Source organism: Teichococcus deserti (assembly GCF_001982615.1).
In the GTDB taxonomy this organism is placed as follows: Bacteria; Pseudomonadota; Alphaproteobacteria; order Acetobacterales; family Acetobacteraceae; genus Pseudoroseomonas; species Pseudoroseomonas deserti.
Genome location: NZ_MLCO01000059.1, coordinates 25,659 through 49,082 on the forward strand (window position 1 = coordinate 25,659; position 23,424 = coordinate 49,082).

General features: G+C 73.1%; 19 protein-coding genes. 10 read left to right on the forward strand and 9 right to left on the reverse strand.

The genetic code is table 11. The features are described from left to right. Nucleotides 1-28 precede the first annotated feature (28 nt). Nucleotides 29-1,105 (reverse strand): alpha/beta fold hydrolase, encoded by a 1,077-nt coding sequence (locus tag BKE38_RS07555; RefSeq protein WP_076956739.1) that lies wholly within the window; start codon nucleotides 1,103-1,105, stop codon nucleotides 29-31. Nucleotides 1,106-1,303: 198 nt separating this feature from the next. Between BKE38_RS07555 and BKE38_RS07560 the strand changes: the two genes are divergently transcribed. Next, the gene (locus BKE38_RS07560) at nucleotides 1,304-2,290 is read left to right on the forward strand and encodes a Bug family tripartite tricarboxylate transporter substrate binding protein (RefSeq protein ID WP_165694141.1); all 987 of its coding nucleotides are present in this window, start codon (nucleotides 1,304-1,306) and stop codon (nucleotides 2,288-2,290) included. Between the two features lie 3 nt (nucleotides 2,291-2,293). Here BKE38_RS07560 and BKE38_RS07565 read toward each other — a convergent pair whose 3' ends face one another. Together BKE38_RS07565 and BKE38_RS07570 are read right to left on the reverse strand one after the other, a co-directional pair. Further along, nucleotides 2,294-3,220 (reverse strand): FecR family protein, encoded by a 927-nt coding sequence (locus tag BKE38_RS07565; RefSeq protein ID WP_076956741.1) that lies wholly within the window; start codon nucleotides 3,218-3,220, stop codon nucleotides 2,294-2,296. 61 nt (nucleotides 3,221-3,281) lie between these two features. Beyond that, nucleotides 3,282-3,791 (reverse strand): RNA polymerase sigma factor, encoded by a 510-nt coding sequence (locus BKE38_RS07570; protein ID WP_076956742.1) that lies wholly within the window; start codon nucleotides 3,789-3,791, stop codon nucleotides 3,282-3,284. Between the two features lie 146 nt (nucleotides 3,792-3,937). On the opposite strand from BKE38_RS07570, the gene BKE38_RS07575 reads away from it, so the two are divergent. The 3 genes from BKE38_RS07575 (at nucleotide 3,938) to BKE38_RS07585 (ending at nucleotide 8,162) form a co-directional block, all read left to right on the forward strand. Further along, the gene (locus tag BKE38_RS07575) at nucleotides 3,938-5,578 is read left to right on the forward strand and encodes a hydantoinase B/oxoprolinase family protein (protein WP_076956743.1); all 1,641 of its coding nucleotides are present in this window, start codon (nucleotides 3,938-3,940) and stop codon (nucleotides 5,576-5,578) included. Continuing rightward, nucleotides 5,575-7,623 carry a hydantoinase/oxoprolinase family protein gene (locus tag BKE38_RS07580; RefSeq protein ID WP_076956744.1) on the forward strand — a complete coding sequence of 683 codons (2,049 nt, stop codon included), beginning with the start codon at nucleotides 5,575-5,577 and terminating at the stop codon, nucleotides 7,621-7,623. Before BKE38_RS07575 ends, BKE38_RS07580 begins: the two co-directional genes overlap by 4 nt. 80 nt (nucleotides 7,624-7,703) lie before the next feature. Then, complete coding sequence (locus tag BKE38_RS07585; RefSeq protein WP_083747367.1) at nucleotides 7,704-8,162, forward strand: MerR family transcriptional regulator; 459 nt, start codon at nucleotides 7,704-7,706, stop codon at nucleotides 8,160-8,162. Here the strand turns inward: BKE38_RS07585 and BKE38_RS07590 are convergent. Next, nucleotides 8,159-9,409: an ABC transporter substrate-binding protein gene (locus BKE38_RS07590; RefSeq protein ID WP_076956745.1), complete on the reverse strand. Its 1,251-nt coding sequence runs from the start codon at nucleotides 9,407-9,409 to the stop codon at nucleotides 8,159-8,161. The two genes, BKE38_RS07585 and BKE38_RS07590, sit on opposite strands and share 4 nt — an antisense overlap. A gap of 213 nt (nucleotides 9,410-9,622) precedes the next feature. On the opposite strand from BKE38_RS07590, the gene BKE38_RS31895 reads away from it, so the two are divergent. Together BKE38_RS31895 and BKE38_RS07595 are read left to right on the forward strand one after the other, a co-directional pair. Then, entirely contained in the window at nucleotides 9,623-9,799 is a 177-nt protein-coding gene (locus tag BKE38_RS31895) for a hypothetical protein (RefSeq protein WP_165694142.1), read from the forward strand. Next, on the forward strand, nucleotides 9,796-11,196 hold the full coding sequence (locus tag BKE38_RS07595) for an amidase (protein WP_076956746.1): 1,401 nt from the start codon (nucleotides 9,796-9,798) through the stop codon (nucleotides 11,194-11,196). The genes BKE38_RS31895 and BKE38_RS07595 overlap by 4 nt, the downstream gene beginning before the upstream one ends. Before the next feature lie 80 nt (nucleotides 11,197-11,276). Here BKE38_RS07595 and BKE38_RS07600 read toward each other — a convergent pair whose 3' ends face one another. Next, nucleotides 11,277-11,657 (reverse strand): VOC family protein, encoded by a 381-nt coding sequence (locus BKE38_RS07600; RefSeq protein WP_076956747.1) that lies wholly within the window; start codon nucleotides 11,655-11,657, stop codon nucleotides 11,277-11,279. Between the two features lie 46 nt (nucleotides 11,658-11,703). Beyond that, the gene (locus BKE38_RS07605; RefSeq protein WP_076956748.1) at nucleotides 11,704-11,943 is read right to left on the reverse strand and encodes a hypothetical protein; all 240 of its coding nucleotides are present in this window, start codon (nucleotides 11,941-11,943) and stop codon (nucleotides 11,704-11,706) included. A gap of 164 nt (nucleotides 11,944-12,107) precedes the next feature. On the opposite strand from BKE38_RS07605, the gene BKE38_RS07610 reads away from it, so the two are divergent. Next, nucleotides 12,108-14,435 carry a heavy metal translocating P-type ATPase gene (locus BKE38_RS07610; protein WP_076956749.1) on the forward strand — a complete coding sequence of 776 codons (2,328 nt, stop codon included), beginning with the start codon at nucleotides 12,108-12,110 and terminating at the stop codon, nucleotides 14,433-14,435. A 31-nt stretch (nucleotides 14,436-14,466) separates the two neighbouring features. Here the strand turns inward: BKE38_RS07610 and BKE38_RS07615 are convergent, their stop codons facing one another. The 3 genes from BKE38_RS07615 to BKE38_RS07625 all read right to left on the reverse strand — a co-directional run bounded on the left by BKE38_RS07615 (nucleotide 14,467) and on the right by BKE38_RS07625 (nucleotide 16,253). Continuing rightward, on the reverse strand, nucleotides 14,467-15,012 hold the full coding sequence (locus tag BKE38_RS07615) for a TroA family protein (RefSeq protein WP_076956750.1): 546 nt from the start codon (nucleotides 15,010-15,012) through the stop codon (nucleotides 14,467-14,469). A 50-nt stretch (nucleotides 15,013-15,062) separates the two neighbouring features. Beyond that, nucleotides 15,063-15,563, reverse strand: a complete 501-nt coding sequence (locus tag BKE38_RS07620) for a TroA family protein (protein ID WP_076956751.1) — start codon at nucleotides 15,561-15,563, stop codon at nucleotides 15,063-15,065. A 192-nt stretch (nucleotides 15,564-15,755) separates the two neighbouring features. Further along, the gene (locus BKE38_RS07625; protein ID WP_076956752.1) at nucleotides 15,756-16,253 is read right to left on the reverse strand and encodes a TonB-dependent receptor domain-containing protein; all 498 of its coding nucleotides are present in this window, start codon (nucleotides 16,251-16,253) and stop codon (nucleotides 15,756-15,758) included. Between BKE38_RS07625 and BKE38_RS07630 the strand changes: the two genes are divergently transcribed. From BKE38_RS07630 to BKE38_RS07640, 3 genes are all read left to right on the forward strand, one after another. Further along, on the forward strand, nucleotides 16,209-16,568 hold the full coding sequence (locus tag BKE38_RS07630) for a LysR substrate-binding domain-containing protein (protein ID WP_278247610.1): 360 nt from the start codon (nucleotides 16,209-16,211) through the stop codon (nucleotides 16,566-16,568). The genes BKE38_RS07625 and BKE38_RS07630 overlap by 45 nt on opposite strands. Before the next feature lie 93 nt (nucleotides 16,569-16,661). After that, nucleotides 16,662-21,875: an alpha-2-macroglobulin family protein gene (locus tag BKE38_RS07635; RefSeq protein ID WP_076956754.1), complete on the forward strand. Its 5,214-nt coding sequence runs from the start codon at nucleotides 16,662-16,664 to the stop codon at nucleotides 21,873-21,875. 101 nt (nucleotides 21,876-21,976) lie between these two features. After that, nucleotides 21,977-23,424: transglycosylase domain-containing protein (locus BKE38_RS07640; protein WP_076956755.1), on the forward strand; the 1,448-nt coding region annotated here is incomplete at its 3' end.

The window sequence follows — 23,424 nt, forward strand, 5'->3', positions numbered from 1 at the left end:
CCTGCCGGCAAAGCGGCGCGCCGTCCAGTCAGGGTTGGCGCTTCGGCAGGCCGGCCAGGAATTCGGCCAGCGGCGCCGCCCAGAAGCGGGCGATGCCGGTGGTGCCATGGCCGCGGGTCTCGGCACTGGCCGGGATCATGTGCAGCCGCGCCTGCGGGATGCGGGCCAGCGCCTGCTCCATCAGCCCGGTCTCCGGCGGGTTGCGCTCGTCATCGGCGGCGTTGATCGCCAGCACCGGCGCGGTGATCCGCGGCAAGCCTTCGGTCGGGTCGAAGTCGCGCGAGGAATCCCACTGGAACAAGACGTCATTGGCGTCCTGGTTGAAGGGCTGCGCCAGCCGCGCCTGCAGCAGGCGGTCCGCCGCCTCGCGACTGGGCGCCAGGCTCTGATAGGCGATGCTGCCGCCGCTGGTGGCGATGCCGAAGAACGCGTTGGCGATGCGCAGCCCGGCCGGCTGGGTGGTGTAGTTGCCGCCCTGCCAGGCCGGGTCGTTGCGCACGGCGTCGATGATCATCCGCCGCATCATCCAGTTGCGCCCGGACATCGGGATCGGCTGCGAGGCCAGCGGCACCAGCCCGTCCATCATCTCCGGCCAGGCGATGCCCCAGAGCCAGGCATGCATGCCGCCCATGGAATTGCCGATCACCAGCCGCAGGTGGCGGATGCCCAGCCCTTCGGTGACCAGCCGGTGCTGCGCCAGCACCATGTCGTCGTAGTTGTAGGCCGGAAAGCCGGCGCGCATCCCGTCCGACGGCTTGGCCGACTGCCCGGCGCCCAGCGCGTCGGGGATGACGATGAAATACTTCTGGGCATCCAGCGGCTGGCCGGGGCCGAACAGCGCGCCGGCAAAGGCGGGCGCCAGCATGGCCTGCGCCGAGCCCGCCGTGCCGTGCAGCAGCAGCACCGGCTCGCCCGTGGGGGCGCCGAGCGTCAGGTAGGACAGCCGCAGCGCCGGCAGCACCGTGCCGTCATGGAAGCGGAAGTCGCGGGCGGTGAACTCGCCCCGCTGCGGCGCGGGATGGTCGGCCGCCAGGGCCGCGCCCAGCAGGGCCATGGACAGGACAGCACCGGCAGCCAGGCGGCGCAGGGTGATGGCAAGGCGCATCCGACGACCTCCCCCTTATCGGCGGCGGCTTCTGCGGCCCCGCGCGTGATTGGTCGCGAAACTATCGCGCTGTCGCTCGCCGCGCCGCAAGCCTGCGCTTTCGGGCTTTCCAATCCCGCCACGGCGCCGCCATGCTGGGGGCGTCCAAGAATCCCGGCACCGGGCGCGCGAAGCCCGGGCCGCAGGAGAATGCAAAGCATGATCGATCGCCGCCATCTTCTCGGCGCGGGCGCGGCCCTGGCTGCCGCCCCTGTCCTGGCGCCCCGGCAGGCCCTGGCCCAGTCAGACTATCCCAACCGCAGCGTGACCATGCTGGTCGGCTTCGCCCCCGGCGGCGGCACCGATATCATCGCCCGCCTGCTGGCGCCGACGCTGCAGGCCGAGCTCGGCCAGCCGGTCGCCGTCGAGAACCGGGCCGGGGCCAGCGGCACCGTGGCCTCCGCCGCCGCGGCGAGGGCGAAGCCGGATGGCTACACGCTGGTGATGGGCACGGTCTCGACCCAGTCGGTGGTCGGGCCGCTGATGCGGAACCCGCCCTACGACCAGGCGCGCGACTTCACGCCGCTGATGCTGGCCGGCACGGTGCCGCTGGTGGCCGTCGTCCCTGCCAATGCGCCGTACAAGGACCTGGCCGGGCTGATCGCCTTCGCCAAGGCCAATCCGGGCAAGCTGAACTACGCCTCCTCCGGCATCGCGACGCAGCAGCACCTGGCGGCCGAGATGCTGTGCCAGGCCGCCGGCATCCAGATGACCCACGTGCCCTATCGCGGCACCGGCCCGGTGCTGAACGACCTGATGGCCGGCACGCTGGACCTGGCGATCGACACCCTGCCGACCCACCTGCCGCATCTGCGCGCCGGCACCACCAAGGCGCTGGCGGTGACCATGCCGGCCCGCGTCGCCAGCCTGCCCGAAGTGCCGACCATCGCCGAGCTGGGCTATCCGGGCTTCGAGATCAATGTCTGGTACATGATGCTGGGCCCGGCCGGGCTGCCGGCGCCTGTCGTCGACCGCTGCGTCCGCGCCGGCAACAAGGCGGTCAGCGATCCGATGATCCGCACCCGGCTGGAGGAAGCCGGCTTCATCCCCGGCGGCGGCTCGGCGGAGGATGCGGCGAACCTGGTGCGGCGCGAGGCGGAACGCTATGCGGCGCTGGTGCAGAAGGCGGGGATCCGGATCGACTGAGCCTCACCCCGCCGAGATCACCACCAGATACCCGGCGATCTGCCGCACCGTGACCGGCAGCGTCTGGCCGATCGCCGCCAGCACCGCATCCGGATTGCGGGTGGAGAAGGCGCCGGAGACCGAGATCTCCGCCGTCTTCCGGTCGGTGATCAGGATCACCCCGCCGCGGTAGCGCTCCAGGTCCTGAACCACCTCGGCCAGCGGCGCGCGGCGGAAGATCAGCTGGTCCTGGCGCCAGGCGGTCGCCGTGCCGGGGTCGGCGGCGACCGGCCCCTGCAGCCCGGCGACGCCGTAGCTCGCTGCCTCACCGCGCTCCAGCACCACGCGGCGGCCACCCTGCTGCAGCGTGGCGCGGCCCTCCAGCAGGGCGACCGAAACCCGCTCGGCGCGACGGTGCAGCCCGAGGCTGCCGCCGGTTCCGATCAGCCGCCCGTCGCCAGCCAGCACCTCGAAGGGGCGGGCAGGGGGCAGGGTCAGCAGCGCTTGGCCGGCATGCAGCGTCAGCCGCCGTGCTGCCCCGGAGAAATCGGCCGACAGCGCACTGGCCGCGTCGAGCTCGGCGCGGCTGCCGTCGGCGGCCAGCTCCACCACCCGGCGCTCGCCGGTGCCGCTGCGGTAATCGGCGCGGCGGGCGGGGTCGGACAGCCAGAACACCCCCCCGGCCGCAGCCGCCGCCCCGGCCAGGCCCAGCGCCGGGCGCCACAGGCTGCGGCGGCCCTTCGGCAACCCCGCGCCCAGCGCCGCCCGCTGCCCGTCCAACGCCCCCCACAGCGCCTCCGCCTCGCGCAGCGCCACGGCATGCCGCGGGTCCTCAGCCAGCCAGGCGGCCAGGGCGTCGCGTTCCGCGGCGGGCCAAGCGGGCTGGCGCGACCGGGTGAACCAGATCGCCGCCTGCTCCTCGATGCGGGTCAGCTCGGCCTCGGGCGACACGGGGAATTCTCCAGGATCAAGGGGCGGGCGATCACCATGACCCGGCCCGCGGCCCGCCCCATTACCGGCCATCGTCACTTTCCTCGCGCAGGCGGCGGCGCAGGGCGGCGAGCGAGCGGCTCATATGGACCATCACCGTGTTCTCGGAAATCCCGAGCCGCTGGGCGATCTCGGCATAGCTGAGGCCGCGGAACTTGTGCAGGTAGATCACCTGGCGGCCGCGCGGCGGCAATTCGGCGATCAGCCGCGCCAGCCGGGCCCGCGCCTCGGCGCCCAGCAGCGCCGCCTCGCCGTCGGGCGCGCCATCGGCCAGCTCGACCTCGTCGACCGGCACCTGGCCGCGCGGCCCGCGCAGCTGCCGGTTGCTGACCAGGTTCGACAGAATCCGCCGCAGGAAGCCGGGGGCGTTCTCGACCGGCGCACGCTCCGCATCCCGCAGCCGCGACAGATAACGCACAAAAGTGTCCTGCACCGCGTCGGCCGAGGCCTCGGCGTCGCGCAGCCGCCGGTTAGCTTCGGCCTTCAGGCGGCTGCGGTGCAGGCGGAACAGGTGGTCCGGGTCGTTGGCCATGGCAGCGTGGGGAAGGGATCGCCGCCACCTTAGAGATTTGAGAGTGATTCGCAAATGAGCCGGCAAGAATGTGCCCCGCCCCGTCTTGCTTAAAAAAACGTAAGGGCTCCTGATGGGATTCTCAGACAAGGGAGTCCCTGGCTGCGATGCCCGATCCGGTAACCCTGGCCGTCTTGCAGGCGCGCTTCACGGCGATCGTCGAGGAAATGGGCGAGGCGCTGCTGCGCACCGCCTATTCACAAATCCTCAACGCCTCGCGCGACTTTTCCATCGCGCTCTGCGACGCCGAGGCCCGGCTGGTCGCCCAGGCCGACCATCTGCCCGTGCATGTCGGCGCCATGCCCTATGCCGTGAAGGCGGTGGCCGAGGCCTTCGCCGGCGACACGCATCCGGGCGACATCTTCCTGGTCAACGACCCGCAGCATGGCGGCAGCCACCTGCCCGACCTGACCATCATCATGCCGGTCTTCGACGACGGCGGCACCCTGCGCTTCTGGAGCGTGGTGCGCGCGCATCAGAGCGACATCGGCGGCGCGACGCATGGCGCCTACAACCCCTCGGCCACCGAGATCTGGCAGGAGGGCATCCGCATCCCGCCGATCCGCCTGGGCCAGGGCGGCGTGGTGCGGCCCGACCTGCTGACCATGCTGGCCGCCAACACCCGCCTGCCGCGCGACTTCCGCGGCGACATGCTGGCGTCCGTCGGCGCGGCCCGCCTGGGCGAGAAGCGCCTGCAGGAGGCTTTTTCCCGCCATGGCGCGGCCGAGGTGTCGGAAGCCGCCATCGCCATCCTCGACCTGGCCGAGGCCGAGGCGCGCCGCATCGTCGAAGCCTGGGAAGACGGGAGCTGGTCGTCGGAAGTGCTGCTCGACGATGACGGCCGCGGCAACCAGGACATCGCCATCCGCGCGACCGTGACGAAGCAGGGTTCGGCGATCACGGTGGACCTGACCAAGAGCGATCCGCAGGTCGCCAGCTTCGTCAATTCCTCCTACGCCAACATGCGCTCGGCGGTGGCCATCGGCTTCGCCTATCTGCTCGACCCCGACACGCCGAAGAATGACGGCGTCTTCCGCCTGCTCGAGGTCATCGCCCGCGAGGGCACCATCGTCTGGGCCGCCGAGGGCGCGCCGGTGACGCTGTCGACCAACCACTGCGCCCAAGAAATCCTCGAGGCCGTGGTGCGCGCCCTGGGGCAGAGCTGCCCGGACCGCGCCATGGCCGCCTGGGGCAAGCGCTTCCGCATCGCCATCACCGGCCGCGACCCGCGCCGCGACCGCCCCTTCGTCTGGCATCTGTTCCATGCCCGGCCGGGAGGCGGCGCCTCGCCGGCCGGCGACGGCTGGGCCTGCGCCGGCGAATGGCAGGCGGCCGGCGGCATCAAGTTCGGCAGCGTCGAAATGGCCGAGGCGCGTTTTCCACTGTTCTTCGAAAAGCATGAGCTCCGCCCTGGCTCCGGCGGCGAGGGCAAGTTCCGCGGCGGCGACGGCGGCGAGCTGCGCCTGCATGTCGAGACCGACGCCCCCACCCGCGGCAACACCGCCGGCGAGGGCGCGCGCTACGGCGCCACGGGCCTGGCCGGCGGCGCCGACGGCCTGCCCCACCACTATGTGCTGAAGCGCGCCGATGGCAGCGAGCGGGTGCTGCTGACCAAGGAGACCGGCATCGTCATCGGCCCGGGCGAGGTGCTGGAGGTGAAGTCCGGCGGCGGCGGCGGCTGGGGCCCGCCCGAGCAACGCGACCCCGAGGCGACAGCGCGCGACCGCCGCGCGGGAGTGGTGGCATGACCGGCTATGTGATCGGCGTCGATGTCGGCGGCACCTTCACCGACGTCGTCGGCATCGCCCCTGGCGGCGCCACGACTTTGGCCAAGGCCGCCAGCACCCCGGGCGACCAGAGCGAAGGCGTCCTCGCCGGCATTGCCCGTCTCGCCGAGACACTGGGCGTGACGACAGCGGATCTGCTGCGCCAGACCGACCGCATCGTCCACGGCACCACCGTCGCCACCAACGCGCTGCTGGAAAAGAAGGGCGCGCGCGTCGCCATGCTGACCACCGAGGGCCATCGCGACGTGCTGGAAATGCGCGAAGGCCTGAAGCCCGAGCGCTACAACCTGCGCATGCCGCCGCCCGAGCCCTTGGTGCCGCGCGAGCGCCGCCTGCCCGTGCGCGAGCGGCTGCGCGACGACGGCCGGGTGCAGACCGCGCTCGACCCCGCATCGCTCGCCGCCGCCGTCGACGCCGCCAAGGCGGCCGGCGCGGAATCGGTGGCCATCTGCTTCCTGCACGCCTGGCGCGACCCGGCGCATGAGGACGCCGCGGCGGAAGCCGTGCGTCAGGCCATCCCCGGCATCTTCGTCACCACCTCCGCCGAGGTGCTGCCGCAGATCAAGGAATTCGAGCGCTTCAGCACCACGGCCGTGAATGCCTATGTCGGCCCGCTGGTCAGCCGCTATCTCGGCAAGCTGGGCGGCCGCCTGACCGCGGCCGGCTTCACCGGCCCGCTTTTCGTCATTCTCAGCCATGGTGGCGTGGCGCCGGTCGAGGAGGCCTCGCGCCTCGCCGTCGGCACCGCGCTCTCCGGCCCGGCCGGCGGCGTCGCGGCGGCGGTGGCCCTGGCCCGCGCCGGCGTGGCGCAGGACCTGGTCACCTTCGACATGGGCGGCACCTCCACCGACATCGCCATGGTCGAAGGGGGGGCCGCGGCGCTCGGCCGCGGCCGCAGCGTCGGCGGCGAGCGCATCGCCCTCGAAAGCCTCGACATCGTGACGCTCGGCGCCGGCGGCGGCTCGATCGGCCATCTGGGCGCCGGCGGCACCCTGCAGGTCGGCCCGCGCAGCGCCGGCGCCGTGCCCGGCCCCGCGGCTTACGGCGCCGGCGGCACCGAGCCCACCGTGACCGACGCCAACCTGGCCCTGGGCTACCTGGACCCGGCCCGTTTCCTCGGTGGCCGCCGGACCCTGGACCTGGGTGCGGCCAACACCGCCTTGGCCGAACTGGGCAAGAAGCTGGGGCTGACGCCGGAGGCCACCGCCGCCGGCATGCTGCGCATCGCCAATGCCCGCATGGCCGACGGCATCCGCGTCGCCACCGTCCGCCGCGGCGTCGACCCGCGCGGCTTCGCGCTCCTCTCCTTCGGCGGCGCCGCCGGCCTGCACGCGACGGGCGTCGCCCGCGAGATCGGCATCACCCGCGTGCTGGTGCCCTTCTTCGCCGCCGGCCTCTCCGCCTGGGGCATGCTGCACACCGACCTGCGCTACGAGGTCAGCCGCTCCGTCCTCGACGCCGGGGCGATGAAGTCGGAGGACGCCCTCCGCGCCCCCTTCGACACCCTGGAAGCCGCCGCCCGCGCCCGCATGGCCGGCTGGTGGCAAGGGGAGGTCGCCATCCAGCGCCGCGCCGACATGCGCTACGGCGAGCAGGTCTTCGAGATCGACGTGCCGCTGGACGAGGTCGGTTGGGACCAGGACGGCCTCGCCACCCGTGTCACCGAGGCCTTCGAGGCCCGCCACCGCGCCCTCTTCACCTACGACCTGCCGGGTGAGGAGGCGGTGCTGGTCAATGCCCGCCTTGCCGCCGTCGGCCGCCTGCCGGAGCTTTCCTCGGGCAGCCGGCGGGACACCGGGGCCGACCAGCCGGGCGCGACCCGCAGCATCATCCTGGACGGCACCGCCAAAAGCGTGCCGCTGCACGACTTCGCCACGCTCCCGGCCGGGCAGGTCATCCAAGGCCCGGCCATCGTCGAAAGCGACACGACGACCGTCCTGCTGCTCGAAGGGGACACCGCGACGATGCGGAACGACGGCATCCTGGATATTGAAATTAAAGAATAAGCACGGGGGGAAGTATCCCCCCGTACCCCCTTCTATTTTTGTCTGAAAGAAAGCTGGCAACAACCCAAAGCGCCCGCCATATGACCGCCATGCAGCTCAGCATCGGCGAACTGGCCCGGCGGACGGGCGTCAAACCCACCACCATCCGCTGGTACGAGCAGGAAAAGCTGCTGCCCGCGCCGCTCCGCACCGACGGCGGCCACCGGGTCTATGCCCAGGACCACCTGCGCCGCCTGGGCTTCATCCGCCACGCCCGCGAGCTCGGCTTCGCCATGCCGGCCATCCGCGCGCTGCTCGGCCTGGTCGAGCACCCGGCCGATGACTGCGCCACCGCCCATGCCATCGCCACCGCCCAGATCGCCGAGGTCGATTCACGCCTCCGCCGCCTGACCGCACTGCGCGCCGAGCTGACCGAGATGGCCGAGACCTGCCAGGGCGGCACCGCCCGCGACTGCCGCATCCTGGAGACCCTGGCCGATTTCGACCACGGCCATTGCCTGGACCACAGCCACGCCGCGGCGCCGCACGGCCTCGACTAGCGCGCCATCAGCGGACAGCCGCCCTCGCTGATCGGCCGGAAGGCCTGCTCGGCCGCGATGCTGCCGACCGGGATGTAGTAGTCCCAGGCCCCCTTGCTCTCCCCGGGCTTCTTCACGGTGAACAGATGGGTCGGATGGATCTTCCGCCCATCCTCCCGCAGCCGCCCCGGCCCGAAGCAGTCGTCGTCGGTCGGCAGCCGCCGCATCGCCGCGATCGTGTCCCGTCCCGAGGCCTTGGCCGCCGGCGCGCCGATCTCCGCCACCGCCTTGAGATAGTGCAGCACGCCGGAATAGGTCGCCGCGTGCTCCTGGTTCGGGTAGTTGCGCGGCGTCTTCGGCAGCAGGCGGCGGGTGAAGGCGCGGGTTCGGTCGTTCAGGTCCCAGTAGAAGCTCTCGGTCAGCAGCAGGTCCTGGGTGATCTCCAGTCCCACCGAATGGATGTCGGTGATGAAGGTGACCAGGCTGGTCAGCCGCAGCCCTCGCTGCCGGATGCCGAATTCATGCGCCTGCTTCAGCGAGTTCTGCAGGTCCCCCGCGCCATTGGCGAAGCCCAGCACCTTCGCCCCGCTGCGCACCGCCTGCAGCAGATAGGAGGAGAAGTCGGTGGTCGAGGGAAACGGATAGAAGGTCCGCCCCAGCACCTGGCCGCCGGCCTGCTCGACCATCCGCGCCGTGTCGCGCTGCAGCGAATGGCCGAAGGCATAGTCGGGGGCGATGAAATACCAGTCCTTGCCGCCGCTCTTCACCACATGCGGCGCCACGGCATTGGCGCACATCCAGCTGTCGCTGGTCCAATGAAGCAGGTTCGGATTGCAGCCCCGCCCGGTCAGGTCGGAGGACACCGCGCCGGTGTTCAGATGGATGCGGTTCTTCTCCTGCGCCACGCTGGCGACGGCCAGGGCGACGGCGCTGTTGTTCACCTCGACGATGACGTCGACCTGGTCCAGGTCGAACCAGCGCCGGGCGATGGCGGCGCCGACATCGGCCTTCTGCTGATGGTCGGCGCTGAGGATCTCGACATTCAGCCCACGCTCGGCGGGCCGGAAGTCCTCCAGCGCCTGCTGCGCGCAGGCCAGCGAGGTCGGCCCGCCGGTGTCGCGATAGGCGCCCGACATGTCGGTCAGCACGCCGATCCGGATGGTGGGCGCGCCCTGCGCCTGGCCATGCCGGGCAAAGACGGCGCTGGCCGGAAAGGCCGCCGCGGCCGCAAAGAGCCGCCGGCGCCCAAGCTGGTTGTCCTGGTTCATGGAACCCCCTCCCTGTTCTTGTGGCCGCAGAGTAGATTCCGGATATGGAATGACCAACGATATTACGAATGGATCCTCCAGGATTCTCGGGCTGACCCGCGAAGACCGGCCGCAGGGCCATTCCAGCGGCTGAACCAGATTTCTGCTCCTGTGATGGATGGATGACATTGCGCCCGCTTGCCGCATGATGGCGTCGCAGCAGGAGGGGACCCGATGAGCGACGATTCCGGCGTGAAGGCCATGGCCGAGGCGGCAGGTCTGACCCGGCTGTGGCAGGAGCAGCCCGAGCTGCTGCGCCAGGCGGCGCGCAAGGCGGCCCAGCTGCGCGCCAGCCTGGCCCGCCCGCTGCCGCCGGAGCTCGAGCCCGAGCCGGCGCGGGGCCCGCGGTGACCGCCGGGCTGCACCGGCTGTCGGCCGCGCAGCTGCAGGCCGGCTATGCCCATGGCCGCTTCACCCCGGTCGAGGTGGTGGAGGCGCTGCTGGGGCGCATCGCCGCGCTGGACCCGAAGGTGCATGCCTTCATCCGGCTCGACGCTGCCGGCGCCCGCGCTTCGGCGGCGCTGGCGGCGCAGGAGATCGCCGCCGGCGGGTTGCGCGGCCCGCTGCATGGCGTGCCGGTCGGGCTGAAGGACATCATCGACGTTGCCGGCCAGCCGACCACCTGCCATTCGCGGATCCGACTGGACCACCGCGCCGCGCGCGACGCCACCGTGGTGGCGCGGCTGCGCGGGGCGGGGGCGATCCTGATGGGAAAGGTGGCGACGCATGAATTCGCCCTCGGCGGGCCCTGCTTCGACCTGCCTTTCCCGCCGGCGCGCAATCCCTGGAACCTGGCGCATCATCCGGGCGGCTCGTCCTCCGGCTCAGGCGCCGGGCTGGCGGCGGGGTTCTTCCCCCTCGCCCTGGGCAGCGACACCGGCGGCTCGACCCGCAACCCGGCCAGCGCCTGTGGCGTGGTCGGGCTGAAGCCCAGCTACGGGCTGCTGCCGCGCACCGGCGTCTTCCCGCTGTCCTGGACGCTGGACCATGTCGGGCCGATGGCGCGCACGGTCGCCGATGTCGCGGCGCTGACCGCGGCGCTGGCCGGGCATGACGCCGCCGATCCGGGCAGCGCGCGGCCGGCCGCCTGGGCCGATCCGCTGGCCGGGCTGGAGAACGGCGTGGCCGGGCTGCGCATCGGCTATGTCCGGCATTTCCACGAGCGCGACATGGCGGGCACCGATCCCGAGGTGGCCTCGGCGCTGGATGCGGCGGCGGCGGCCTTCTCCGCCATGGGCGCGGTGGTGCGCGACATGGCGCTGCCGTCGCTGGCCGATTTCGCCGCGGTGAACCGCACCATCCTGACGGCGGAGGCCTTCGCCATCCACCAGGGCTGGCTGGCCGAGCGGCCCGGCGACTATGCCACGCTGACGCGCGACGCGCTGCTGGTGGGCGGCTTCCTGACGGCCGCCGACCTGCTGCAGGCGATGCGGCTGCGGCGGCAGATGACGGCGGCGGTGGAGACAGCGCTGACCAAGTTCGACCTGCTGCTCTGCGCCAGCTCGCTGACCCTGCCGGCGAGGATCGACGATCCGGCCGAGGTGGCGCGCAGCTATCCGATGCATGCGCGGGCACCGTTCAACGTCACGGGCCATCCGGCGCTGGCGATGATGTCGGGGCTGTCGGCCAGCGGCCTGCCGACATCGCTGCAGCTGGTCGGGCGCATGTTCGACGAGCGGACGCTGCTGCGCGCCGCGCGGTCGTGGGAGCGTTCGCTGCCCGCCTTCGACGACCCGCTGGTGGGATAGACGAAGCAGGGCCTGTCCGGAGCGTTTCCCCGGACAGGTCCGCCCGACAGGTCCCCCCGACTGGCCCTGCCGCCGCTGGCTTACTTCCGTTCCAGCAGCTCGATGCGCACGCCATCCGGTCCGCCGATGAAGGCGATGCTCAGTCCCGGCTTGATCTGCTTCGGCTCGGCCAGGATGGCGACGCCCTGGCCGCGGAGCTCCTCGATGGCGGCCGCGATGTCGTCGACCACCAGGCCGATATGCTCGATGCCGACAAAGGGGGCGGGCGGCGGCACGGGCGTCGCGGCCGGCACCTGCTCGACGAAGACGGTGACGCCGCCGAGGTCGAGCACGATGCGCAATGCGCCGTTGTTGTCGAGGCGGGCCTTCTCGGTGGCCCCCAGCAGGCCGGTGTAGAAGGCGGCGGCCTTCTCGGGATCCGGGCTGCGCAGATGCAGGTGGTCGTAGCGATAGGCGCGCATGCTCTGTTCCTCTCCTGAAGCGGCAGCGACAGAAGCAGAGGCGCGGTCAGGGCGCAATCCGGGCCAGGCTGTCCCGCATGCCCTTGGGCGGCTGCAGATGGGGGATGTCGCGCGCGGCGCGGGACAGCAGCCCGCGCGGATGCGGCGGCAGATGGGCGATGGCGCGGTGCAGGACGCCCGGGGCGAGCTGCGGCGCCATGGCGCCCTGGGCGATCAGGTCGTCGATGGCCTCGACCAGGGCGGCCAGGGCAGCGCGGGCGATCTGATCCTCGGCGGCGACAGGCATGAAGGATTTTCCTCCCATGCAAACGGTTGCGTGGAAGGAAACCGGCGCGGAGCGCAACGGTTGCGGCCGTCAGCGCGATTTTTCGCGACCGCGCATTTCCGCCCTTGAACCTCCAGTGACTGGAGGATGCATATCCACCGCCGCACAGCAGGCGGAGCGGCAGGATGGCGAACGAGGGCAAGACGGTCTGGCGGGTGGCGGGCATGGATTGCGCCGCCTGCGTTGCCAAGGTGACGCGCGCGGTGGAGCGGCTGCCGGGCATCTCGGAGGTCGAGGTCAACCTGATGGCCGAGCGGCTGACCGCGCGCCTGGCCGGGACCGCCGCCGCCGAGGCGGTGCAGCGCCAGGTGGCCGCGCTGGGCTATGGCGTCACCCGGCTGGAGGGCGCCACGGCGCCGGCGCCGCGGCATGCCCACCATGATCACGACCATTCGGCCTGCGGCGGGCATCATCACGACCACGACCACGTTCACGACCAAGCGGCCGGCGGCGGCCATCACGACCGCGACCATGCCACCCCGGCTGTGCAGGGGCAGGGCGGGCAGCGACATGGCGCGCATGGCCATGATCATGGCGCCCCCGGCGATGCCGACCGGCCCTGGCATGCGACCGCGCGCGCCCGGCTGGTCTTCCTGCTGGGCGGGCTGGTGGCGCTGGCCTGGGGGGCGGCGCAGCTCTGGCCCTCGGCCGGCTATGCGCTCTACCTGGCGGCGACGCTGGTGGCGCTGGTGCCCTTCGGCCGGCGGGCCTTGGCGCTCGCCCGCGCCGGCAGCCCCTTCAGCATCGAGACGCTGATGGTGGTCGCCGCCCTCGGCGCCGCGGTGATCGGCGCGGCCGAGGAAGCCGCTCTGGTGGTCTTCCTCTTCGCCCTGGGCGAGCTGCTGGAGGGGATCGCCGCCGGGCGGGCGCGGGCCGGCATCCGCTCGCTGGTCGCCATGATGCCGCGGACGGCGCAGCGCATCGGCGGCTCGGGTGCCGCCGAGACGGTGCCGGCCGAGGCGCTGCGCGTCGGCGACCGCGTGCTGGTCCGCCCCGGCGAGCGCGTGCCCTGCGACGGCGAGATCACGGAAGGCCATTCCTCGCTGGACGAAAGCCCGGTCACCGGGGAGTCCATGCCTATCGCCCGCGGACCGGGCGCGCCGGTGGTCGCCGGCAGCATCAATGCCGAGGCCGTGCTGACCGTCGCCGTGACCCGTGCCGGCGAGGACAGCACGCTGGCCCGCATCGCCCGCATGGTGGCCGAGGCGACGGCCTCGCGCGGCCAGGCGCAGCGCTTCATCGAGCGCTTCTCCGAGATCTGGACCCCGGCCGCCATGGGCGTCGCGGCGCTGGTCATCCTGGTGCCGCCGCTGCTGCTGGGCGGCGACTGGGGGACCTGGCTGTATCGCGGGCTGGCGCTGCTGCTGGTGGCCTGCCCCTGCGCGCTGGTGATCTCGGTGCCGGCGGCGATGGCCTCGGGGCTGTCAGCCGGCGCCCGGCGCGGGCTGCTGGTGAAGGGTGGCGCGGCGCTGGAGGCGCTGGGGGCGGCGAAAACCATCGCCTTCGACAAGACCGGCACGCTGACCGCCGGCCAGCCGCGGGTCACCGATCTCCGCGCGGCCGAGGGCCAGACCGAGGACGGGGTGCTCCGCCTGGCCGCCGGCGTCGAGGCAGGTTCGAGCCACCCGCTGGCCCGCGCCGTGCTGGCCGAGGCCGCGGCGCGCGGCGTGACCGTGCCCGCCGCCCGGGCCGGCGCCGCCATCCCCGGCAAGGCGGTGGCCGCCAATATCGAGGGCCGCCGCATCGGGCTGGGCAGCCCGTCCTGGGCGGCCGAGAGCGGCGCGGCCCTGCCGCCGGCGCTGGCCGCCCAGGCTGAGGCACTGGAGGCGGAGGGCAAGACCGTGGTGGTGCTGACCGCGGCCCGCGCCGCGCTCGGCATCCTGGCGATCCGCGACGAGCCGCGGGCCGATGCGGCGGCGGCGATCGCGGCGCTGGGCCGGCAGGGGATCGGCGCGGTGATGCTGACCGGCGACAATCCGCGCACCGGCGGCGCGATCGCCGCAGGGCTCGGGCTGGAGGTGAAGGCCGGGCTGCTGCCGGCCGACAAGCTGCGCGAGATCGAGGCGCTGAAGGCGCGCGGCCCGGTGGTGATGGTGGGCGACGGCATCAACGACGCGCCGGCCCTGGCCGCGGCCAGCGTCGGCGTCGCCATGGGCGGCGGCACCGACGTGGCGCTGGAGGCGGCGGATGCCGCGCTGCTGCAGCAGCGGGTGACCGGGGTGGCCGAGCTGGTCGCCCTGTCGCGGGCGACGCTGGCCAACGTTAAGCAGAACGTGGCGGTGGCCGTCGGGCTGAAGCTGCTCTTCGTGGCGACGACGCTGACCGGGACCACCGGGCTGTGGCTGGCCATCCTGGCCGATACCGGCGCGACCGTGCTGGTGACGCTGAATGCTTTGAGATTGCTGGGTTGGAAGCCGAAGCTCGACCAACGTCCGATCGCGGCGCGCGCCTGAAGATCACGCCGCAACCTGCTGATCCTGTGGCTTAAAGCTGGGTCCAGTAGGTGCCCTCGGCGGGGATGGCTGCGAAGCGCTGGTTGACGCTGCGCAAGCCCTCCGCCGGGTCGAAGATGCCGCGCGCCGCAGGATGCAGCCAGCCGGCCATGGCTTCCAGCGCCAGGCAATGCAGCGGAGTCTCGTTGAAGCCGTGCCACAGGGCATAGGCGCGCCCGGCCCGGACCGGCGCCAGCATGTCCAGCCCCTGAGCCTTCAGCATGGCGGCCAGGGTGGTGCGCGCTTCCCCGGGCGCGATGCCGGCGCCCAGGGAGACGCCGCCGCGGCCATTATAGACGCCGCCAGTGGTGAGATAGGCGTCCCAGGGCGCGGTCAGCACATATTCCTTGTGCAGCTGGCTCAGCGGGCGGCGCAGGAAGTCGCCGGCGATGCTGTAGCCGCCGACCTCAGCCAGCAGATCGGCGAAGCTGGTGGTTGCGATCGAGTAGCAGCATTCCCGCCCACCACCATGATTATGCAGCATAACTCGGACGGTGGGCGGGTGGTTCTCGGCGAACCAGCGGATCAGCCGCGCCATGCGGCCCTCGTAGAAGCCGCGGAGCTCGGCGGCCTGGGCCTCGCGCCCGATCAGCGCGCCCGGACGGAGATGCTCGGCGCGGTCTCGACGAGCGGGCGCGCCATGCAGTCGATCACCGCGGTCGTCAGCCCCAGGCCTTCGATCTTCTGCACCACGGCGCTGCGGCCCTGGGTGTCGAGCGCGCCGGCGGCGCCGCGGCTGAGCAGCACGAGGTCGGGCTGCAGCGCCACCAGCTGCTCGATGTTCAGCCCCGCCGCCACCTGCCGCCCCAGCGAGGGCAGCTGCGCCAGCCCCGGGAAGCGCCGGACCCAGGCGGCATGTTCATCGGGCAGCACCACCGGCAGGTCCGTGGCCCAGCCGGAGAGCAGGCTGACCGGGTCCGGGTGCAGCAGCTCCAACAGGCTGAGCAGCCGCCCCTGGGCCAGCACGATCCGCTGGGCTGGCCGCGCCAGGGTGATGCGGCGGCCGAGCAGGTCGGTGACCGCGACCGGCGCCTGCGCCGGCAGCACCGTGGCGCCGGCCTTGTCGCGGTCGCCTGGGCGGCCGGCCATGTGCAGCCGCCGAAGCCGGCGCGCAGCTCCTCCGACCCAGCACGGTGCCGAAGCCTCTGGTGAAGAACAGCGCTGCGATGTGGCGGGCGACATTGAGCAGACGCTTACCCTGCACCTCGGGCTCGTCATCACCTTGGCGTCGATCAGCGCGGAGCTGCCGATCACCGAGAGCTGCGGCGTGATCCGCCCGGCCTAGTCGAGCTCGAGCCCCCTCAAGCGCAGATCGCCAGCCTTGGGATTGTAGGAAGTTTCTGCAAGATCAAAGATATGTAGAATGTTCTGCTTGTTGATGTTGAAGACCGAGGCGGTCAGGCTGCTGCCGCCCGGCAGCTCCAACTTGACGCCGCGCTCCCAACTTTCGCCGGGCTCCGGCGGCCGCGCGCCACAGGCACTGGCGATGAAGGAATTCAGCCTGAAGGACTGGCTGCCGCTGGCCAAGAGAGAGACATCCGGGCGCAGCTTGAAGACCAGCCCGGCGCGCGGCATCAACCGGCGCTTGTCAACGTCGGTGTTCAGGCTGAAGGGGCGGCCCTTGCCGGCGATCTGGTGGAAACGCTGGTAGCGCAGCCCGCCAACCAGGATCCAGCGATCCGACAGGTGGATGGCGCCCTGGGCATAGAATGAAATTGTATCCAGGCGTGCCGTCTGGTCGCTGTTGGCGGCGTTGCCCAGGCGGCCGGGCGGTGGCACCCGACCACCCGCTGGCGCGATCCGGCGGCCCGGTGCCGGCGGCGGCAGTTCACCTTGCCCTCGGCCGCGATCTGGCGGGTCAACGACATGGCGGCCAAGCAGGCGGCGCTGCTGGCCGGGCTCGGCTGGGGCCGGCTGCCGCGTCACCTGGCCGAACCGGAGATCGCCGCCGGAAGGCTGGTGCCGCTGGCGGTGGAAGCGATCGAAAGCCTCGACTGGTCGATCCCGCTGCCGCTCCATGTCGCCTACCGCAAGAACGACGCGCTGGGCTCGGCGGCCTCCTGGATGCGTGATGCCCTGGTGGCCGCCGCGTGAGGCTGCGCCCGCGCTTGTGAAGGATGGCCCCGTGGGCGGGGTTTCTCGCCTGGATTATCCTGCCGCCACCGCAATGGCTGCAGGATGGCCCGCATGAGCTTGTTTCCCAAGGCGCCCGGGTTTTCCAAGGCGCCCCGGCGGGCGCGCCTGCTGGCGACCGCGGTGCTGGCCGCGGGCCTCAGCCTCGGGGGGCTGGCCATCGGCAGCGCGGCGGCGCAGCCTTTTGCGCTGCCCGGGCTGCAGCGCGACGCCGGCGGCTATGCCCGCGACCTGACCCGGCGCTTCCCGGCCGGCGCCAGCACGCAGCAGCGGCTGCAGGCCGAGAAGCGCGCGGCCGATGCCGAGGCGCGTGGCGACTGGGATGCCGCCGCCCAGGCCTGGGAGCAGCGGGTGGGCATGCCGGACGCCAGGCCCGATTTCTGGCTGTCGCTGGCCCGCGCCCAGCTGGCCCGGCCGACGCCGGACCTCAACCGCGCCCTTCAGGCCGCCTGGCAGAACTTCACATCGATGGAGACCGGCCCGGCCGAGATCCCGGCGCTGAAGCTGATCGCCGAAGCCCTGCAGCGGCAGGACCAGTGGGTTGCCGCCATCGCCGCGCTGGAAGCCGTGGTCGAGCGTGCCCGCCTCGACCCCGCCGCGCGCGAGGCGCTGGCCACCGCCCGCCGTGCCGCGGGCCTGCTGGTCCGCACCATCCGCACCGAGCCCGAGGCCGAGCCGGCGCGGGCCTGCATCGGCTTCACCGGCCGAATCAGCCAGGCGGGCGACTTCCGCGCGGGTGACTGGGTGCGCGCCGAGCCCGCCATTCCCGACCTTGCCGTGACGCGGGAGCAGAACGCGCTGTGCGTCGCGGGCCTGCCCTGGGGGCAGACGACGAAGCTGGTGCTGCGCGCCGGCATGCCGGGCGAGGATGGCGCGCGGCTCCGCGCCGAGACGCCGGTCAGCATCGCCATGCGCGACCGCGCGCCGCGCATCGGCTTCGATGCCACCCGCTTCCTGCTGCCGCGCGGCCAGGTGGCGCGGGTCGGCATCGCCACGATGAATGTGCGCGCGCTGAAGCTGCGGCTGGTGCGGCTGACCGAGCGCAACCTGCTGCCCTTCGGCCGGCAGAACCCGCTTGGGGAGGCCATGGAATCCTGGTCGGCCGAGGAGGTCCCGGAAAGCTGGGGCCGCGTCGTCTGGCAGGGCAGCGCCGAGGTGCCGGGCTTCCGCGCCAATGCCTCCAACCGCATCGCCCTGCCGCTGCCGGCCGAGATCACCGGCGCCGGCCCCGGCCTCTACGTCCTGATCGCCAGCGAGGCCGGCGAGCGCAACGGCAACGGCAACGGCGTGGTCGGCGCGCTGCAGATCGTGGCGACCGATCTCGGCGTCACCGCCTGGCGCAGCAGCGAGGGGCTGGCGGCGCAGGTGCGCTCGCTGCAGGGCGCCGCCCCCCGCGCCGGCGTCAAGGTCGCGCTGATGGCGCGCAACAACGACGTCCTCGCCGAGGCCGAGACCGGCGCCGACGGGCTGGTGCGCTTCGCCGCCCCGCTGCTGCGCGGCAGCGGGCCGCTGGCCCCCGTCGCGCTGCATGCCAGCGCTGGCGACGACCTGGTCGGGCTGAACCTGGAGGCGGCGGCCTTCGACCTGTCCGACCGCGGCGCCGAGGGGCTGCCGCATCCCGGGCCGGTCGACAGCTTCCTCTGGACCGAGCGCGGCATCTACCGCCCCGGCGAGCAGGTCAACCTGACCGGGCTGCTGCGCGATGCCGCAGGCAGCCCGCGCGACCTGCCGCTGCGGCTGAAGCTGCTGCGGCCGAACGGCCAGGTGGCGGCCGAGACGGTGCCGGCGCGCAGCCCGGACGGCGCCATCGCCTGGAGCATCCCGCTCTCGGCCGGGGCCGCCGCCGGCGTCTGGACCGTCGAGGCGCGCCTCGAGCCCGAGCAGCCGCCGATCGGCAAGATCAGCTTCCGCGTCGACGCCTTCGTGCCGGAGCGGCTGGCGGTCACCTTCGGCCCGGCGCCGGGCGCGCTGGTGCCCGGCCGGCCGCTCGACATCCCGCTGGTCGGGCGCTTCCTCTACGGCGCCCCGGCGGCCGACCTGGAGGCGGAGGTGGAAGGCCAGCTCAGCCTCGACCCCGAGCCCTTCGCGCCCGATGCCGCCGATGGCCGGCCGCGCCGCAGCCCCTGGGCCGGCTGGCGCTTCGGCCTGGCGGAGGAGCCGCTGAACGGCGGCCAGATCCCGGGCGGCACGCTGCAGACCGATGCCGAGGGCAAGGCGGTGTTCCAGGCCAATCTGGCCGAGGTGCCCGACGTCACCCGGCCGCTGCGCGCCAGCTACACGGTCAGCCTGGCCGATCCGAACGGCCGCGCCAGCCGCGCCACCGTCGACCTGCCGGTGCTGGGCCGCGAGCCCTATATCGCCATCCGCCCGGGCTTCGAGGGCGGCAGCGTCGACGTCAACACCGAGGCCGGCTTCGACGTGGCGCTGGTGGCGCCCGACGGCTCGGCCCTGACCGGGCGGCTGGCGGCGCGGCTGTTGCGCGAGCGCCCCGAATGGCGGCTGGTGACCCGCGGCAGCGTCGCCCGCTACGAGACCATCTGGCGCGACGAGCCGGTGGATACCGCGACCTTGCAGACGGAACCGGGCAAGCCGGCGCGCTTCGCCCGCAGCCTGCCCTTCGGCCGCTACCGGCTGGAGGTCAGCAAGCCCGGCAGCCTGGCCATCGCCGCCATCCGCTTCCGCTCCGGCTGGGTCGGCTCGGACAGCGCCGAGGTGCCGGACAAGGTCGATGTCTCGGCCGACCGGCAGAGCTATGCCGATGGGGCGACGGCGAAGATCCGCATCAACCCGCCCTTCGCCGGCCGCGCCAGCCTGGCCGTGGTGACCAACCGCCTGGTCTCGCTGCGCGAGGTCGAGGTGCCGGAGGGCGGCACCACCGTCGACCTGCCGGTGGAAGCCGCCTGGGGCCCCGGCGCCTATGTCACCGTCACCGTCTTCCGCCCGGGCTCGGCCGCCGAGGGGCAGCCGCGCCGGGCGCTGGGCCTGGCCTGGGTGGCGCTGGACCCGGTGCCGCGCCGGCTGGAGGTGGCGCTGGACGTGCCCGACCAGCTGCGCCCACGGCAGCGGGTCGAGGTGCCGGTGCGCGTCGCCAATGCCGGCGGCCAGCCCGTGCGGCTGACGCTGGCCGCGGTGGATGAGGGGGTGCTGCGCATCACCCAGTTCGCGACGCCTGATCCGGTAAAGCACTTCCTGGGACGTCGTCGCCTGGGCGCCGATATCCGCGACGATTACGGCCGGCTGATCCCGCCCCCTGAGGGCGAGGTGGCCGCACTCCGCCAGGGCGGCGACGGCGATGCCGAAGGCGCCGGCGTGCAGCCGCCGCAGCGCGTGGTTTCGCTGTTCTCCGGCATCGTGGAAGCCGGCCCCGATGGCGTCGCGCGGGTGCCGCTGGACCTGCCGGACTTCGCGGGCGAGATCCGGCTGATGGCGGTGGCCTGGTCCGGCAACCGGGTGGGCGCCGCCAGCAAGCCGCTGCAGGTGCGCGACCCGGTGGTGGCCGAGGCGCTGCTGCCGCGCTTCCTGGCGCCGGGCGACAGCCTGCGCCTGCCGGTGCTGCTGCATAACCTGGAGCTGCCGCAGGGCGAGGTCGCCGCGGAGATCAAGCTGGAAGGCCCGCTGGCCTTCGACGGCGCCTCGCGCGTCGCGGCCACCCTGGCCACCGGCGCGCGGGCCGAGCCCTTCCTGACGCTGCGCGCGACCGGGGCGGGCGAGGGCGTGCTGCGCCTGACCGTCACCGGCCCGAACAACTACCGCGCCGAGCGGGAAAGCCGGATCACCATCCGCTCCTCCCGTCCGCGGCTGACCGAGGTGGCGGTGACCGAGCTGGCGCCGGGGGTCGAGGCGAAGATTGCCCCCGACCTGTCCGGCTTCGTCCCGGGCACGGCGCAGGTGGTGGCCAGCTGGGGCCAGCCGGTGCGCTACGATGCCGAGGCGCTGCGCCGTGCCTCGCTGGAATTCCCGCTGTGGTGCGCCGAGCAGACGGCGACCAAGCTGCTGGCGCTGTCGACCGGCGCCGTCTCCGAGCCGCGCAACCTGGCCATGGCCGATGCGGTCGCGCGGCTGCTGGACAAGCAGCGCTGGGACGGGGCCTTCGGCGCCTGGAGCGCGCAGGGCGAGGCCGACCAGTGGATTTCCGCCTATGCCACCGAGGCGCTGCTGCGCGCCCGCGACGGTGGTGCCATGGTGCCCGAAGCGGCGCTGACCGCGGCGCTGGAGAACCTGGCGCGCACGGCGGAAGACGTCGCGCCGGAAAAGCCGGAGGAGTTCGCCGACCAGGCCTATCGCCTGCATGCGCTGGCGCTGGCCGGGCGGCCGATGCCGGGCGCCACGCGCCGGCTGGCCGAGACGCTGGACCAGCTGCCGACGCCGCTGTCCCGCGCCCAGCTTGGCGCCGCCCTGATGCGGATCGGCGATGCGCCGCGCGCCACGCTGGCCTTCCAGTCGGCGCTGGACGCGGCCCCGCGGCTGTACTGGACGCATGACTATGGCAGCCCGGCGCGCGACCTGCTGGCGGTGACGCTGCTGCTGCGCGAGAGCGGGCTGCTGCCGGAGCGGCTGTCGGCGCAGCTGAGCCGGCTGCCAGGGGCGCGCGACCTGACGCCCGACGGCAGCAGCACGCAGGACCAGGCCTGGGGCATCCTGCTGGCGAGCGCGCTGGGCCGCGATGGGCGTCCGGTGCGGATGAGCGTCGATGGCGCGGCGGTGCCGCCGGCGACCACCGTGATCCGTCCGGTGCCGGGCGGCGGGCTGGTGGCGCGCAACGGCGGCGACCGGGCGGTGCTGCAGGCGGTGTCCGTCACCGGGCTGCCCTCGCAGCCGCAGCCGGCGGCGCGGGCGGGCTTGCGGATCAGCCGCAAGTTCCTGGCGATGGACGGCAGCGACGTGAACCTCGACGACCTGCGGCAGAACCGGCAGTTCATCCTGCTGATCGAGGCGCGGTCGGAGACGGGGGAGGCGCATCGTGCGCTGATCCAGCAGGGGCTGCCGGCCGGTTGGGAGATCGCGACGCGGCTGCCCTCGGGCAATGTGCCGGGGATGCCGTTCCTGGGCGCGCTGAGCGAGGCGGAGAATGTCGCCGCTCTGGACGACCGTTTCGCCGTGGCGGCGCCGTTGTCAGCGCGGGCGGCGGTGGTGCGCTTCGCGGTGGTGGTGCGGGCGGTGACGCCGGGCAGCTTCGAGCTGCCGGGGGCGCAGGTGCAGGACATGTATCGCCCGGGTGTCTTCGCGCGGCAGAATACGGGCCGCATCACGGTCCTGGCGCGTGAATGAGTGCCTTAAAAAAGAATAAAAATAGATGGGGGATTCGGGGGAATACTTTCCCCCGACTTTTCTTCCTGTTTGCCTTTCTGGTTTGCTTGAGTGCTGCGGTCTTGGACCGCGTCTTCCCGCCTGACCTGTCGCGGGTTGATTCCCTGGCCCGGGTGGTCGTCGACGCGCAGGGCCGCACCCTCTCGGTCCTGCCGGCGCCTGGCGGGATCTGGCGGGTGGAGACGACCGCCGGCGACGTGCCGCCGCATCTGGTCAACCTGCTGATCGCCGCCGAGGATGCGCGTTTCGCCTGGCATCCCGGGGTCGATCCGATCGCCATGGCGCGGGCCTCGCTGCAATGGGCGCGGGCGGGCAGGGTGGTCTCGGGCGGGTCGACGCTGTCGATGCAGGCGGCGCGGCTGCTGGAGCCGCGGCCGCGGACGCTGCGTTCGAAGCTGATCGAGATGGCGCGGGCGCTGCAGCTGGAGGCGCGCTACGGCAAGGCGGGCGTGCTGAAGATCTGGCTGACGCTGGCGCCGATGGGCGGCAATCTGGAGGGCGTGCGGGCCGGGGCGCTGGCCTGGTTCGGGCGGGAGGCGCGCAACCTGGACCCGGCGCAGTCGGCGCTGCTGGTGGCCATTCCGCGCCGGCCGGAGGCGCTGCGGCCCGACCGCCATCCGGAAGCCGCTAGGGTCGCGCGGGACCGGACGCTGCTGGTGCGGGCGGCGGGGGCCGAGGGCATTTCCGCCGCCGACCGCGCGCTGCTGGCCGCGGTGGTGCCGTCCGAGCGGCTGCCGATGCCCGGGCTGGCGCCGCATCTGTCGCGCCAGGCGGCGCGGGAAGGGGCCACGCGCACCACGCTGGATGCCGGGCTGCAGCGGGCGCTGGAAGGGTTGCTGGAACGCGCGCGGGAGGGGCTGCCGGGCCGGGTCTCGACCGCCGCCATCGTCGCCGACCTGCACACGCGGGAAATCCGCGCCCTGGTCGGCGGCGCCTGGGGCGAGGAGGCGCGGGCCGGCGCGCTGGACCTGACGCAGGCGGTGCGCTCGCCGGGCTCGGCGATGAAGCCGCTGCTCTACGCCCTGGCCTTCGAGGATGGGGTGGCGCGGCCGGACAGCCTGCTGGACGATGCGCCGATGCGCTTCGGCACCTATGCGCCGGAGAATTTCGACCATGGCTTCACCGGCCGGGTCACCGCGGCCGAGGCGCTGCGCAAGTCGCTGAACATGCCGGCGGTGCTGCTGCTGGACCGGATCGGGCCGCTGCGCTTCGCCACCGCCATGAAGCGGGCCGGCGCCATCCCGCGGCTGCCGCCCGGGGCCGAGGCGACGCTGCCGCTGGCGCTCGGCGGCGCCGGGGTCACGCTGCGCGAGGTGGTCAGCGTGACCGCCATGCTGGGCGATGCCGGGCGGGCGGCGCCGCTGCGCTGGCGGGCCGACGACGTGGCAACCGAGCCTGCCGCCCCGGTGCTGGCGCCGCGGGCGGCGGCGCAGGTGGCCTCGATCCTGACGCGGGGCTTTCCGGGCGGCGGGCCGTCGGGGGTGGCGGGGAAGACCGGCACCTCCTGGGG